The organism is Leisingera sp. ABM4_060, assembly GCF_056158765.1.
Genome location: NZ_JBSWTX010000001.1, coordinates 2906770 through 2919504, shown reverse-complemented (window position 1 = coordinate 2919504; position 12735 = coordinate 2906770). Strand labels below are relative to the sequence as shown.

11 protein-coding genes and 1 pseudogene are annotated in these 12735 nt (G+C 63.1%); 5 read left to right on the top strand and 7 right to left on the bottom strand.

Features of this window, described 5'->3' with window-relative positions:
- Positions 1–82: 82 nt before the first annotated feature.
- Together ACXAEH_RS13945 and ACXAEH_RS13940 are read left to right on the top strand one after the other, a co-directional pair.
- On the top strand, positions 83–1186 hold the full coding sequence (locus tag ACXAEH_RS13945; RefSeq protein WP_039164156.1) for a site-specific DNA-methyltransferase: 1104 nt from the start codon (positions 83–85) through the stop codon (positions 1184–1186).
- A 190-nt stretch (positions 1187–1376) separates the two neighbouring features.
- A complete protein-coding gene (locus ACXAEH_RS13940) occupies positions 1377–2768 on the top strand; it encodes an adenylate/guanylate cyclase domain-containing protein (protein WP_475033599.1) in 1392 nt (463 codons plus the stop codon).
- 3 nt (positions 2769–2771) lie between these two features.
- On the opposite strand, the gene ACXAEH_RS13935 is transcribed toward ACXAEH_RS13940, so the two are convergent.
- Both ACXAEH_RS13935 and mutY read right to left on the bottom strand, forming a co-directional pair.
- Complete coding sequence (locus tag ACXAEH_RS13935; protein ID WP_475033597.1) at positions 2772–3905, bottom strand: alkane 1-monooxygenase; 1134 nt, start codon at positions 3903–3905, stop codon at positions 2772–2774.
- A 227-nt stretch (positions 3906–4132) separates the two neighbouring features.
- Entirely contained in the window at positions 4133–5197 is a 1065-nt protein-coding gene (gene mutY, locus ACXAEH_RS13930; RefSeq protein ID WP_475033595.1) for an A/G-specific adenine glycosylase, read from the bottom strand.
- 84 nt (positions 5198–5281) lie between these two features.
- Here mutY and ACXAEH_RS13925 point away from each other — a divergent pair, with 84 nt between their 5' ends.
- Complete coding sequence (locus ACXAEH_RS13925) at positions 5282–5809, top strand: DUF721 domain-containing protein (RefSeq protein WP_475033593.1); 528 nt, start codon at positions 5282–5284, stop codon at positions 5807–5809.
- A complete protein-coding gene (locus ACXAEH_RS13920; RefSeq protein ID WP_475033591.1) occupies positions 5806–6477 on the top strand; it encodes a DsbA family protein in 672 nt (223 codons plus the stop codon). Before ACXAEH_RS13925 ends, ACXAEH_RS13920 begins: the two co-directional genes overlap by 4 nt.
- Positions 6478–6556: 79 nt before the next feature.
- Here the strand turns inward: ACXAEH_RS13920 and lpxK are convergent.
- The 4 genes and pseudogenes from lpxK to ACXAEH_RS13900 all read right to left on the bottom strand — a co-directional run bounded on the left by lpxK (position 6557) and on the right by ACXAEH_RS13900 (position 10981).
- Positions 6557–7554, bottom strand: a pseudogene (lpxK, locus tag ACXAEH_RS13915) (tetraacyldisaccharide 4'-kinase).
- Positions 7541–8734 carry a 3-deoxy-D-manno-octulosonic acid transferase gene (locus ACXAEH_RS13910; protein ID WP_475033590.1) on the bottom strand — a complete coding sequence of 398 codons (1194 nt, stop codon included), beginning with the start codon at positions 8732–8734 and terminating at the stop codon, positions 7541–7543. Before ACXAEH_RS13910 ends, lpxK begins: the two are co-directional and overlap by 14 nt.
- A gap of 110 nt (positions 8735–8844) precedes the next feature.
- On the bottom strand, positions 8845–9648 hold the full coding sequence (locus ACXAEH_RS13905) for an inositol monophosphatase family protein (RefSeq protein WP_475033588.1): 804 nt from the start codon (positions 9646–9648) through the stop codon (positions 8845–8847).
- Complete coding sequence (locus ACXAEH_RS13900) at positions 9635–10981, bottom strand: TldD/PmbA family protein (protein ID WP_475033587.1); 1347 nt, start codon at positions 10979–10981, stop codon at positions 9635–9637. Before ACXAEH_RS13900 ends, ACXAEH_RS13905 begins: the two co-directional genes overlap by 14 nt.
- On the opposite strand from ACXAEH_RS13900, the gene ACXAEH_RS13895 reads away from it, so the two are divergent.
- On the top strand, positions 10980–11111 hold the full coding sequence (locus ACXAEH_RS13895) for a hypothetical protein (protein WP_475033585.1): 132 nt from the start codon (positions 10980–10982) through the stop codon (positions 11109–11111). The genes ACXAEH_RS13900 and ACXAEH_RS13895 overlap by 2 nt on opposite strands.
- On the opposite strand, the gene ACXAEH_RS13890 is transcribed toward ACXAEH_RS13895, so the two are convergent.
- Positions 11104–12627: a DUF2125 domain-containing protein gene (locus tag ACXAEH_RS13890; RefSeq protein WP_475033584.1), complete on the bottom strand. Its 1524-nt coding sequence runs from the start codon at positions 12625–12627 to the stop codon at positions 11104–11106. The two genes, ACXAEH_RS13895 and ACXAEH_RS13890, sit on opposite strands and share 8 nt — an antisense overlap.
- Positions 12628–12735 lie beyond the last annotated feature (108 nt).

The window sequence follows — 12735 nt, the reverse complement described above, 5'->3', positions numbered from 1 at the left end:
AAATTGACCTCGAATCCGCGATGACTCATCCTGTGGACAACCTAATGAGCGCAAAAATGCGCCGTGGTTTTGAGGCAGAGCAATGAATACAACCATCAAAAAGGGCGCGGCAGCGCTCCCTTTAAACACGATTATTGGCGGCGACTGTATCGAGGCAATGAACAGCCTGCCGGCCAATTCGGTCGATCTGATCTTTGCAGATCCGCCCTATAACCTGCAGCTGAAAGGCCAGCTGCACCGTCCCGACAACTCCAAAGTTGATGCTGTGGATGATCACTGGGACCAGTTTTCCAGTTTCCAGGCCTATGACAAATTCACCCGCGAGTGGCTGAAGGCGGCGCGCCGCCTGCTGAAGCCGAACGGCTCGATCTGGGTGATCGGCTCTTACCACAATATCTTCCGGGTCGGCTCGGTGCTGCAAGACGAAGGTTACTGGGTGCTGAACGACGTCATCTGGCGCAAATCGAACCCGATGCCGAACTTCCGCGGCAAGCGGTTCACCAACGCGCATGAGACGATGATCTGGGCGTCGAAATCGGAAGGTGCAAAATACACTTTCAACTACGAGGCGCTGAAGGCCCTGAACGAAGGCATTCAGATGCGTTCGGACTGGGTGCTGCCGATCTGCACCGGCCATGAGCGTCTGAAGGACGAGAACGGCGACAAGGCGCATCCCACCCAAAAGCCGGAATCGCTTCTGCACCGGATCCTGGTCGGCTCGACCAACCCGGGCGATGTGGTGCTGGATCCGTTCTTTGGCACCGGCACCACCGGCGCAGTTGCCAAGATGCTGGGCCGCGAGTTCATCGGCATCGAGCGCGAGGAAGCCTACCGCAAGGTGGCCGAGAAACGCATCAAGGCGGTGCGCAAGTTCGACCGCGAGGCGCTGGAGGTTTCCGCCAGCAAACGCGCGGCGCCGCGTGTGCCATTCGGCCAGCTGGTCGAACGCGGAATGCTGCGCCCGGGCGAGGAGCTTTACTCGATGAACCGCCGCCACAAGGCCAAGGTGCGGGCAGACGGCACTCTGGTCGGCGATAACGTCAAGGGCTCGATCCACCAGGTGGGTGCGCATTTGGAGAACGCGCCATCCTGCAACGGCTGGACCTACTGGTGCTTCAAGCGCGAAGGCAAGACGGTGCCGATCGACGTGCTGCGCCAGCAGATCCGAGCCGAGATGCAGAACTGAGATCCAGCTATTCAGAACACAACAGCCTATTGCAGGTGCCTGTGCGTGACGCACAGGCACACACCTTGCCCCGCCTGCAAAAGGCGGGGTTTTTTGCGCAGTTATGCCAGGATGCGCTATTCCCTGAGTAAGGCAGAACCACTATCTGCAAGGGGAAACCGTGGCTGCCATCGGCGGAAAGGGATCTGTCATGACCGATACAGCGCTTGCACCGGGCGGCCGGGCTTCAGAGGCAACACGCAGCGCCGGTCAGGGCCGGGCGACCGAGGCGGAAACCCGCTTTGCCGAAGCCGCGCTGGAAGCGCACAAGCGGCGCGGGCTGCAGCTGGCGGTGCGGGCGCGCTGGATTGCGATGCCGATCATCGGCGTGTTCATCATTTTTCTGAACCCGTCGTGGAATGTCCTCTACTACCATGCGATTCTGGCTCTGTTGTGCCTCAACGGCTGGTTCATCGGCCGTGCGGGCAAGATCGGGCGGTCCAAGCTGGAACTGTTCCTGATCTTTCTCGACCTGTTGATCATGACTTTGGCCCTGATCGTGCCGAACCCCTTCGACAGCCGCGGCCTGCCGCTGCCCTTGCAGTACCGGTTTGACAACTTTCAGTACTTTTTTGTCATTCTCGCGGCCGGCACCATGGCCTATTCCTGGCGCACGGTGATTGCGATCGGCACTTGGACGGCAGCGATGTGGCTGGGCGCGCTGGGAGTGGTCTGGTGGGTTACCGATCCGGTTCCTGGTCTCTCGGACGCGGTGAATGCTGCCCTTGGCTTTAATCCGGAGCTGATGGAGTTCTTTGATCCGAACAGTTTTATTGTGAAGCTGAGGGTGCAGGAGGCAGTCGTCTTTGTTCTTGTGGCGGTGACACTGGGGTTCTCGGTGCGCCGTTTCAACGGGCTGCTGATGAGCAATGCCAGCCTGGAGCGCGAGCGGGCCAATCTTTCACGCTACTTCTCTCCGAACGTTGTGGACCAGCTGTCTCAGAATGACGAACCGCTGAAGCAGGTGCGCAGCGAGAACGTGGCGGTTTTGTTTATCGATATCGTCGGTTTTACCCGGCTGTCGGCAGAGCAGGACCCGCATGCGGTCATCGACCTCTTGCGCGAGTTTCATGGCCGGATGGAACGCGAAGTGTTCCGCCACCATGGAACGCTGGACAAGTATCTGGGTGACGGGCTGATGGCGACCTTTGGCACACCTGTGGCTGGTGAGCAGGATGCCAGCAACGCACTGGCCTGCGCCCAGGCGATGCAGGCCTCACTGGCCAAATGGAACACGGAACGCGCACGTATCGGCCTGCCGGAGATCCGCGCCGGGATTGGCATCCATTTTGGCGAGGCGCTGCTGGGAGACATTGGCGCTAACCGGCTGGAATATGCAGTGCTGGGCATGGCGGTGAACATCGCCTCGCGGCTGGAGAAGCTGACCCGGCCGCTGGAGGCCCGCATCGCCGTCAGCGAAGCCTTGGCTGACCAGGTGCGCGCGGAACGCGCTGGCGCGGATCTGCTGGAAGGCGCGGTCCGGCACTCGGGTCAGGAGGTGCGCGGGCTGGATACGCCGATGACGGTGCTTGCCTGGGGGTAAGGCTTAGCGCGGCTGCGGGTTCAGCGCCTTGTTGTAGGGGTGCCAGTCGGTGATTTCCGGGTAATAGGCCTGCCGCCAGCGCCGCACCCGCGGGTTCATCACCCGGCGCCACAAGGGCGGGATCATCGCGGCAACTGTCATCACCGGATAGCCGTATGGCAGCTGAGGCGCGTCCGCCTCGGTATAGTTCTGCAGCAGCGGAAAGCGGCGGTTGGGCTTGTAATGGTGGTCCGAGTGGCGCTGCAGGTTGATCAGCAGCCAGTTCGACGCCTTGTGCGCCGCGTTCCACGAATGGCGCGGCTGCACAGGCTCGTATTTTCCGTCGCCCAGATGTTTGCGGGTCAGCCCGTAGTGTTCCACATAATTGACCAGCTCCAGCTGCCAGATGGCGACACCGGCCTGGACCAGGAACAGAAGCACGCCTGTCATGCCGCCCAGCAGCAGCGCCAAAAGCAGCATGGCGCCCTGCAGCGCCCAATAGCGGAAAAACGGGTTCGACGGGTCCGTCCATGGGCGGTTCTTCTTGGCCAGTTTCTCTTTCTCCGCGCGGAAGGCAGAGTGCCAGCATTGCCGCAGCACCCGCGGGTAGAAGCGATGGAAACCCTCGTTGTAGCGCGCTGTTACCGGGTCGCGCGGGGTGCCGACATAACGGTGATGCACCAGCAGGTGTTCAGAGCGGAAGTGCGAATAAAGCACCATTGCCAGCAGGATATCCCCCAGCCAACGCTCCGCCCGGCTGGATTGGTGCATCAGTTCATGGCTGTAGTTGATTCCGACGGCACCGGTGATGACGCCAACCCCAAAGAACACGGCGAACTTCTCAAAGCCGTTCAGATGATCCGCGCCGCTCACGTACCAGATCAGTGCAAACAGGGTCACGAACTGCAGCGGCACCCAGGCAGCGGTCAGCAGCTTGTACCATTTAAGGTCGCTGTCAGGGGTTTCGGGGTCGGCGTTTTCCAGGTTGAGGCCGAACATCCCGTCCAGCACCGCAAACAGATGCCAGGTCACCAGCGGCGGCAGGATCAGGGCCCAGCCGCCCTGCAGCGCAGCAATCCACGCCAGGGGCAGCAGCAGGAAGGACATCCAGAACGGCAGGGCGCTTTGCCAGCGGGCAAGGGTTTCGGGGGCAATCATGCCTGTGTCTCCAAAAGCTTATGCGCGCGTTTGCCACGGAGACTACGCCGGTTGCACGGAAAACCCAAGCCTGGTGATGCCGTTCAAAAAGGCGACCTGCCCCTCACCTTTTTCGCACCGAATTTATTGTAGCGCGAAGGGCAGTGTCCGACCCTGGGTGGGCGTGAAGCGCCCTCCCGTGGGGAGGGTCGGGCGCTGCCCGGCTTGCAGCCGGGCAGGAGGTTTCCTTACGTGTCCAGTGTCAGATCGAAGGCCTTGCGCATCACGGTGGGCAGGCTGGAGGGGCGGAAGCCTTGGCGCGGGATCAGCTCTTGGTCTTCTGTTGGGTTGAAACCGGCGGGCAGTTCCGCTGTCCGAACCTGCAGGATCAGATGGAAATGGGTGAAGGTATGGCGGACTTCACCTCCCAGATCCTGCCACTCGGCCTCAAACGGCGGGTTCGGTGCCGGGGCGTCGTTCCACTCTGATCCGGGCCAGCCCAGCATGCCGCCCAGAAGGCCCTTGTCCGGGCGCCGCTCCAATAGCCAAGTCCCCTCAGCCGATTTTGCCAGGTAAACGATGCCGTATCGGGTTGGCTTTGGCTTCTTGGGCGTCTTCTTGGGCAATTCTGCGGCCGTCCCCGCGATCCGCGCGGAACATGGATCGCGCCAGGGGCAAATGCCGCAGGCCGGGTTGCGGGGGGTGCAGATGGTGGCGCCAAGGTCCATCACCGCCTGGGCATAGTCGCCGGGGCGCTGCGACGGCGTCAGTTCCGCGGCGCGTTCCTTGAGCACGGGTTTCACACCGGGCAGCGGCTCGTGGATGTCATGGATTCGCGCCATAACCCGCTCGACATTGCCATCCAGAACGGTCTCGGGCCGGTCGAAAGCGATCGAGGATATGGCAGCGGCGGTATAGGGGCCGATGCCGGGCAGTTTCAGCAGGCCGTCATATGTATCTGGAAAGCGGCCGCCGAACTCACCGGCAACCGCGCGGGCGCATTTGAGCAGGTTGCGGGCGCGGGCGTAGTAGCCGAGGCCGGCCCATTCGCTCATCACATCGGCATCTTCTGCCGCTGCTAGATCCAGCACCGTCGGCCAGCGGCTGGTGAAACGCAGGAAATATTCCCGAACGGCGGCCACGGTGGTCTGCTGCAGCATGACCTCGCTGAGCCAGACCTTATAGGGATCGGGCCGCGCACCACCCGCGCGCTCTGCCGGGCCGACCCGCCAGGGCATCGCGCGGGCATGCACGTCGTACCAGGCAAGCAGGTCTCCACTCATCGCGGCGGAATGGCTGTTCAAGTCACGCATTCGTTATTCCTTGGCTTGCTGTTAGGCTGGCGCCTGTACCCGGGCTCTTTACAATAGGGTACGCAGTCGAGCAAAAGCTAGATCATGGCATTCAGGCGAAGCACCACACGCGGGTTCTCCCGGACCTCCAAGCTCCTCAGCGAGCAGATCCGCAAGGCGGGGGAAAGCCGGGGATTCGCGGTATCGCGCCTGCTCACCCATTGGGAAGAGATCGCCGGGCCGGATATTGCCACAATGGCGCGGCCGGTGAACGTGGGGTACGGGCGCGGCTCCTTTGGCGCTACGCTGACGGTGCTGACGACCGGGGCCAATGCGCCAATGCTCGAAATGCAAAAGGAACGCCTGCGCGAGCGGGTGAATGCGGTCTATGGTTTCAATGCCATTTCCAAGGTGCGGATCACGCAAACCGCACCGACGGGATTTTCCGACGGCCGCGTGGAATTCAAATATGCCCCCAAAGTGCAAGCCCCGCTGCAGCCGGATCCAAAGGATGCGGCCGAGGCCAGCAAAGCGGCGGAAGGGGTGGAAAACGACGATTTGCGCGCTGCCCTGGAGCGTCTGGGGCGCAATGTGCTGACAAAACAGAAAACGCAAGGAAAGGGGTTCAAATGACCCGTCTTATGTCTGGTGTCTTTGCCGCGGTTGCGGTTGTTGCGGGCGGTTATGCCCTGTCAGGCTTGGGCAGCCAGAGCAATCTGCCGCAAAACCCGCTGGTCGGCGCCGCCTTTGCGCAGGAAGCCGAAGTGGACACCTCCACCATCACTGAGATGACCCTGGGGGCCGAGGATGCGCCGGTCACGCTGATCGAATACGCCTCCTACACCTGCCCGCATTGCGCCAACTTCCACAACAACACCTTCAAGCAGCTGAAGGCGGATTACATTGACACCGGCAAGGTGAAGTTCATCTACCGCGAGGTCTATTTCGACCGCTACGGCCTGTGGGCATCGATGATCGCGCGTTGCGGCGGCACTGAAAAGTTCTTTGGTATCTCCGACCTGATCTACAAAGGCCAGTCGGATTGGGCACGGGCTGGCGATGCCTCGGCAATTGTCGACGAGCTTCGCAAGATCGGCCGCCTGGCCGGCATCGAGAACGAACAGCTGGAAGCCTGCCTGCAGGACGGCACCAAGGCGCAGACCCTGGTGACCTGGTATCAGGAAAACGCGACCGAGCATGGCATCGAGTCGACGCCTTCGTTCATTTTGAACGGCGAGAAGGTTTCCAACCAGTCTTATGCGGACTTCAAGAAGCTGCTGGACGCTGAGCTGGAAGGCTGAACTTATTTAGCTGTCAAAACGATGAGCCCGGGCGTATGCCCGGGCTTTTATTGTTTTGCCTATCAAATGCCGGGCAGGATCACGGCGTAGGCGCGGCCTTCATTAGCAGCTCTTTCAAGGCGTCATCCCTGGCGATCAGCAAACGCACCGGCAGGGTAATCACTTTGGGCCGGAAGCTGTCCGGCAGGCGGACGGCGTCTTTTTCGGTCGTCACCAGTTGCGCGTTCAGCAGTTTGGATTCGTTCTCCAGCCGGTTCAGCAATGCGCCTGTCAGCGGCTGGTGATCGTCCAACGCCTCGGCCCGGGCGATGTCGGCGCCAAGGCTGCGCAGAGTGTTGAAGAACTTTTGCGGATGGCCAATGCCGGCAAAGGCCAGCACTTTTGTGCCGTTCCATGGCATGCCGGTCTGCAGCGGCTCCAGCGCGCCGGTGAAATGCGGCAGGCCCTGCATCTGACTGCTCCAAGAGGCTGCGAAAATCTTCTGCGCGGGTTCAGGCCCCAGCGACAATACCGCATCGGCGCGTTTCAGGCCGGTGGCGACGGGTTCCCGCAAAGGGCCGGCAGGCAGCGGCCGTTGCCGAACCCTTGCTGAGCGTCCACCACGACCAGCGACAGGTCCTTGGCCACGGCCGGGTTCTGGAAGCCGTCATCAAGGACAATCACGGTCGCGCCAGCTCCGGCTGCGGCACGGGCGCCGGCGGCGCGGTCCTTGGCCACCCAGACCTCGGCGAAGGCGGCCAGCAACAGCGGCTCATCGCCAGTCTGTGCCGCTTTGTGCTGCCCGGGAATGACCTGCACCGGCCCGTCCAGAGAGCCGCCATAGCCGCGGGTCACTACATGCGGTTCGTGGCCCAGGTTGCGCAGGGTTTCCAGCAGCCAGATCACGGTAGGCGTCTTGCCGGTGCCGCCGGCGTTCAGGTTGCCGACGCAGATCACTGGCACCCCGGGCGCCGCCGGGCTGCCCTTGGCCAGCCGCGAGGCTGTTGCACGGCCATAGGCCCAGCCCAATGGCGCCAGCAAAGCCGCCCGCAGATCAAAGGAACCGGGCGGCTTGTGCCAGAAATCAGGTGCCCGCATTTGTGTCCTCGCGCTGGTCCAGCAGAGCCTGAACCTTGTCCAATAGTTTATCGGTGGTGGCCGCGCTTTCGGTGACGCTCTGCCAGCCGGCCAGGGCCATCTCAGCCGCTTTGTCGGGTGCGGAGAGGGCGACAACCGCGTCGGCCATGTCGGCTTGGGCGCGCACTGGCTGCGCAGCGCCGGCTTTGGCCAGCCGCTCGTAAAGCTCACGATGGGCATGGATGCCGGGGCCGTGCAGCAGGGCAGAGCCCAGGGCAGCGGCATCCAGCGGCGACTGCCCCTGAGCTGCCGGGTCCAGGCTGCTGGCGATCAGAGCAACGGGAGACAGCCGGTACCAAAGCCCCAGATCCTCGCCGCTGGTGAGCAGCACCTGGCACAGGTCTTCCGGCTCGCCGCCGTTTTCCCAATCGGCAAAGGGCAGGCCGCTGTCCTGCAGCAGCTTGGCGGCGGCGTCCAAATCCTGCGGATCGTCCAGCGCAATGACCAGAAGCAGCCGATGCAGCAGCCGCAAAGCCGCCCGGTGGGTTTCGAGGATCTGCGGCAGTTCGCTGAGTTTGGCATGGGCAGCCAGCCAGACCGGGCGGCTTCCCATGACCTGCTGCATGGATGCCAGTTCGTCGTCATTGCAGCCGGGCGGGATGGCTGAAACCCGCAGTTTTGCCGCCAGCTCGACCCTCCCGGCCGGGAAGCCGGCCCGGATCAGCCGTGCTTGCACCGCCTTGGACGGGGTCAGAATGCAAGTCAGCCCATCAAGCAGGCGCCTGCGCTGATCCGGCAGCCAGCGGCTGGCGCGGTTCGGGACTTCATGCTCCAGCAAGTCGGCCAGCAGCACGCCGGTTTTCCGCTCCCGCAGCTGTTTCAACATGATGCGCCGTGACGGTGTTCCGGTCCAGATGCAGGCATCCGGCTGCCAGTGGTTGAGGAAATCGCGGGCCTCAGTTGCGGTGTCTTCAGGGAGAGGGCCGATCGGAATGTCGCAGCCGACCGTGCCTGTCAGCCGCAATTCAGCCTCCCAGCTGGCCAGAACCAAAAGGTCCGGGCGCAGGCTTTTCAGGCGGCGGCCAACGTCGCAGAGCGCCAGGTAGCGTTCAGGCGTGGTCGCGTGCAGCCACAGCAGCTCGCCTTTGGGACGTGGCTGCAGCACGGAGGAGCGGCTGGGAGCTGTGGTTCGCCGTTGCATCTGGTTCGATCTGAATTTTCCGGCCCAAGGTATCTGCAACATGCGGGTTTGTCTGTGAAAACTTTGCGTCTGGCTGTGGCGGGGCTGCCGCCGCTTAAGGCCTGGTGGCTTCAATGTCCAGCAATGCCGGGGCTGTCCGGGTTGAGCCGCACCATCAGAGCCTGGTGCAAATCCCCGCTGCCCGCGACCACCCCGTTCAGTCGCGGGTGCGGGTTGTTGAAGCGCAGGGGGGCGGAGGTTCTGTCGGTGATGATGCCACCGGCCTCGCGGATCAGCAAATCACCCGCGGCAATATCCCACTCCCAGCTGGGCCGCAGTGTCAGCATGGCGCCAAAGCGGCCATCCGCCACCTTGGCCAGGCGGTAGGCCAGCGACGGCCGGTAGCTGCGGACGAACTCCGGCGGGGTGCCGCCGAGCCAGTGATGGGCCTGGAGGTTCGGTTTGGCGGCCAGCACCTCGGCGCTTGCCAGTTCGGCGTCCGTAGAAACATGTATCGGCGTGCCATTGCAGGCCGCGCCTTGGCCCTTGGCGGCGGTGAACATCAGATCGCGCTGGGGCAAATAGATCACCGCCGCCGTGACCTCGCCCTGTTCGGCCACCGCAAAGGAATGCGCCCAGGTGCGGGAGCCTTCGGCAAAGCTGCGGGTGCCGTCGATCGGGTCTATGATGAACACCCGCTCGCACGACAGGCGTGCGCCGCTGTCCTCGGTCTCTTCCGACAGCCAGCCGTAGCCGGGCCGCGCCGCGGGCAGCATGTCTTCCAGCATGGTGTTTACGGCCAGATCCGCCTCGGTCACTGGACCGGCACCGCCAGGTTTGTCCCAGCGCTTGGCCTCGGGGCCCGTATAGCGGCATGCGATGTCTCCGGCTTGTTCCGCCGCTTTCACAAGCAGGGAAAGATCAGTTGCCGGCAAGTGTCATTCCTTCGATCAGCAGCGACGGCACCACGGTCGACAGGTGCTGGCGGGCGTCATTTGCGGGCACGATCCGGCGCAGCATGTCGTGCAGGTTGCCGGCGATGGTGCATTCATTGACCGGGTAGGCAATCTCGCCGTTTTCTACCCAGAAACCGGATGCGCCACGCGAGTAATCGCCGGTGTTCGGGTTGATGGTGGAGCCGATCATTGAGGTGACCAGAAGGCCGGTGCCCATTTGTGCAATCAGATCCTCGCGGCTGGCCTCGCCTTGGGTCAGCGCGATGTTCCAGGTCGAGGGCGACGGCACCCCGCCGATGCCGCGGGCCGCGTTGGCGGTGCTTTCTAGCCCCAATTTGCGGGCAGATGCCAGGTCCAGGGTCCATCCGGTCAGCACTCCCTTGTCGACCACAGTGCGCTTGCGGGTCGCCAGGCCTTCGCCGTCGAACGGGCGGGAGCCGGAAATACGCGGGCGGTGCGGGTCCTCGATGACCGAAAGCGCCTCGGGAAGCACTTGCTGGCCCAGTGAGTCCTTCAGCCAGGAAGAGCCGCGGGCAATCGCCGCACCATTGGCGGCGGACAGCAGGTGGCCGATCAGCGAGGAGGAGATGCGTTCGTCGAACAGCACCGGGAAGCTGCCGGTCTTGGGTTTGCGGGCGCCAAGCCGTGCCACTGTGCGCTCGCCCGCGGTGCGGCCGATATCCTGGGCACTGCGCAGGTCGGCCTGGAAAGTGCGCGAGTCGCCGTCGTGGTCGCGTTCCATGCCGGTGCCTGTGCCCGCGATCCCGGTGGCCGACAGCGACCGGCCAGTGCGCTGGTAGCCACCGGAGAAGCCGTTGGTTGCGGCCAGATGCACTACATGGCGGCCATAGCCGGCACCTGCCGATTGAACCTGGGTGATGCCGTCGATGCCCTGGCACGCAGCCTCAGCGGCCAGCGCGTCTGCCTGCAGCGCCGCGGGTTCCGGTTCACCGCTGGGATCTTCCAGCTCAAGCGCGGCCAGGTCCCAGCTCTGTGCCAGCTGCGACGGATCGGCGAGGCCGGTATAGGGATCCTCTGGCGCTTCCTTGGCCATGGCGACAGCCCGCTCGGCCATCGCTGCGATGGTTTCCGGGCGCATGTCAGAGGATGAAACCAGCGCCTGGCGCTTGCCCACAAACACTCGCAGTCCCAGATCGGTGCCCTCGGAGCGCTCCGCGTGCTCCAGCTTGCCCTCGCGGACTTCGATGCTGAGGGAACTGCCCTCGGCAGCCATGGCATCGGCAGCATCCGCGCCGGCCTTGCGGGCGGCGTCAATCAGGGCGTGGCAAAGCGCTTCGGGGGACTGGGTCATGGGCACCTTCTGTTCTGCTCCCTATCAGAGCTATCCAGACAAAGGGCTTGCCGCAAGGGCGGGCAGCAAAAAAGGGGCCGCCGAAGGCAGCCCCTTTGCCGGACTTGTCTGGGATTTGATGGTTATTTGATGCGCTGGCCGTTGGCGTGGATCTGGCCGTCGTCGGAGATCTCGATCTTCGAGGTCAGCGTGTCCTCGCCTTCGCCCGGCACTGCCAGCATGCCCATCATCATCCGCGCGCCCATAGCGTCGCTGTCAGACATCAGGCCCATGCCGATCAGCTTGTCGATCAGAGCATTTGCGCCGACAAGTTTGAGGTTGGCCGCGCCCGACGGTGCCGGCATGCCGTCAAAGCTCACCAGGTCTTCGTTGTTGAAGGTGAAATCGCCGGTGCCGGTCAGCTCGGCGCCAGCAGCGGAAACCTGCAACTGCTTGACGGTCAGCGCGTTCAGTTCGCCCGGCTGCTCGTCGCCGGATTCCACTGCGACCATGGCTTCCGGGTCAAATAGATCAAACAGCACTTTGCCCTTGCCGGCCAGGTCCAGGATCACAGTGGCCGGATCATGCGGCAGCTGGCCGGTCGGGTCGACCATGCCCCAGAGCATTTCCGGAACCGCAAAGTCGCGCAGGGTGATACCCAGGGCAAAATCCTGCTCCTCGTCGGATTTCGCCAGCGGCATCATCATCTTGAATCCGGTTTCGGCCATGCTTAGCGCCAGCGGGAACGGAATTTCGGAGCCGGAGATATTCACGGTGGTGCCGGTCTGAGACACGTCGTAGGTCAGGCTCTGTTTATCCATTGCTACGGCAATGGAGCCGCCTTGCGAGCTGCTTTCCATGGCAAAGCTGTCACCGCCGTCGACGCCGGACACCGCGCCGTTGCCGCCGGTAAAGGTGAAGGTACCGTCAAAGGCGAAACCGGCCTCCAGCAGCGCCTGCATGTCGGGCCCTTCCAGGCCAGTGGGCACTGTGCTGGTGCCGCTGAAGTTCAGCCCTTGCAGAGCGCCCTTGAAGGAGCCGGTGCCGTTGCTCTCGGGGTCGTTGAAGCCCATGTCGTAGCTGAGGCTGGAGGCCGTCAGCGTCTGCGCATAGCTGCGCGCACCGGCAATCGTCATGTCGGTCTGGGTGGCGACGTCGTTCATGGTGATCAGCACTTTTGCCACATCGGCCGGAATTGCCTCGCCATCGGCGGTCAGCCCGTCCAGGGTCATGGTGACCTTGGAGGACGTATAGCCGTAGCTCATGTTTTCGGCGTCGCCGGACACGGTCATCGGAGTGCCGTCATGGGCGTAGATCAGCTTGCCCGAGAAGCTCTCGCCGTCGCCGGAAAATTCAAACCCCATCGGAAATTCGGCAGGCAGCAGCACGTTGACGGTGCCATCGCCGTTTTCCACGAATTGGATTTCCGGCAAGCTCACAGTGCCGGAGCCGTCTTCCTCGGGGATCGGCATGACCATCGACACATCAGTGACGGTCAGGGTGCTGCCGGATACGGATTTATTGCCGGACACAGTGTAGCCGGTGCTGGTCAGATAGGCTTTCCAGTCGGCCCAGACATCCTGGGCGCTGAGGTCGGCCAGGGCACCTTGGGCGGAAATAACAACAATAGCCGCGGCGGCACCGCCGCGAGCAATAAATACGGACATAAGAGAACCTTTCCCTGTAAGCGAATTGAATACATCGTCTGCCCCGCGGCTGCGTGCGTCAAGGGGGCCTTGGGCTGGACCGTTCCCCCTAACCGCATTACCACATGG

Excerpts from the sequence above, each read along its gene's own strand:
- ACXAEH_RS13890 (WP_475033584.1), bottom strand. The coding sequence starts at position 12,627 with ATGTCCGTATTTATTGCTCGCGGCGGTGCCGCCGCGGCTATTGTTGTT.
- ACXAEH_RS13940 (WP_475033599.1), top strand. The coding sequence starts at position 1,377 with ATGACCGATACAGCGCTTGCACCGGGCGGCCGGGCTTCAGAGGCAACA.
- ACXAEH_RS13920 (WP_475033591.1), top strand. The coding sequence starts at position 5,806 with ATGACCCGTCTTATGTCTGGTGTCTTTGCCGCGGTTGCGGTTGTTGCG.
- ACXAEH_RS13925 (WP_475033593.1), top strand. The coding sequence starts at position 5,282 with ATGGCATTCAGGCGAAGCACCACACGCGGGTTCTCCCGGACCTCCAAG.
- ACXAEH_RS13945 (WP_039164156.1), top strand. The coding sequence starts at position 83 with ATGAATACAACCATCAAAAAGGGCGCGGCAGCGCTCCCTTTAAACACG.
- ACXAEH_RS13910 (WP_475033590.1), bottom strand. The coding sequence starts at position 8,734 with ATGCAACGGCGAACCACAGCTCCCAGCCGCTCCTCCGTGCTGCAGCCA.
- ACXAEH_RS13900 (WP_475033587.1), bottom strand. The coding sequence starts at position 10,981 with ATGACCCAGTCCCCCGAAGCGCTTTGCCACGCCCTGATTGACGCCGCC.
- ACXAEH_RS13895 (WP_475033585.1), top strand. The coding sequence starts at position 10,980 with ATGGGCACCTTCTGTTCTGCTCCCTATCAGAGCTATCCAGACAAAGGG.
- ACXAEH_RS13935 (WP_475033597.1), bottom strand. The coding sequence starts at position 3,905 with ATGATTGCCCCCGAAACCCTTGCCCGCTGGCAAAGCGCCCTGCCGTTC.
- mutY (WP_475033595.1), bottom strand. The coding sequence starts at position 5,197 with ATGCGTGACTTGAACAGCCATTCCGCCGCGATGAGTGGAGACCTGCTT.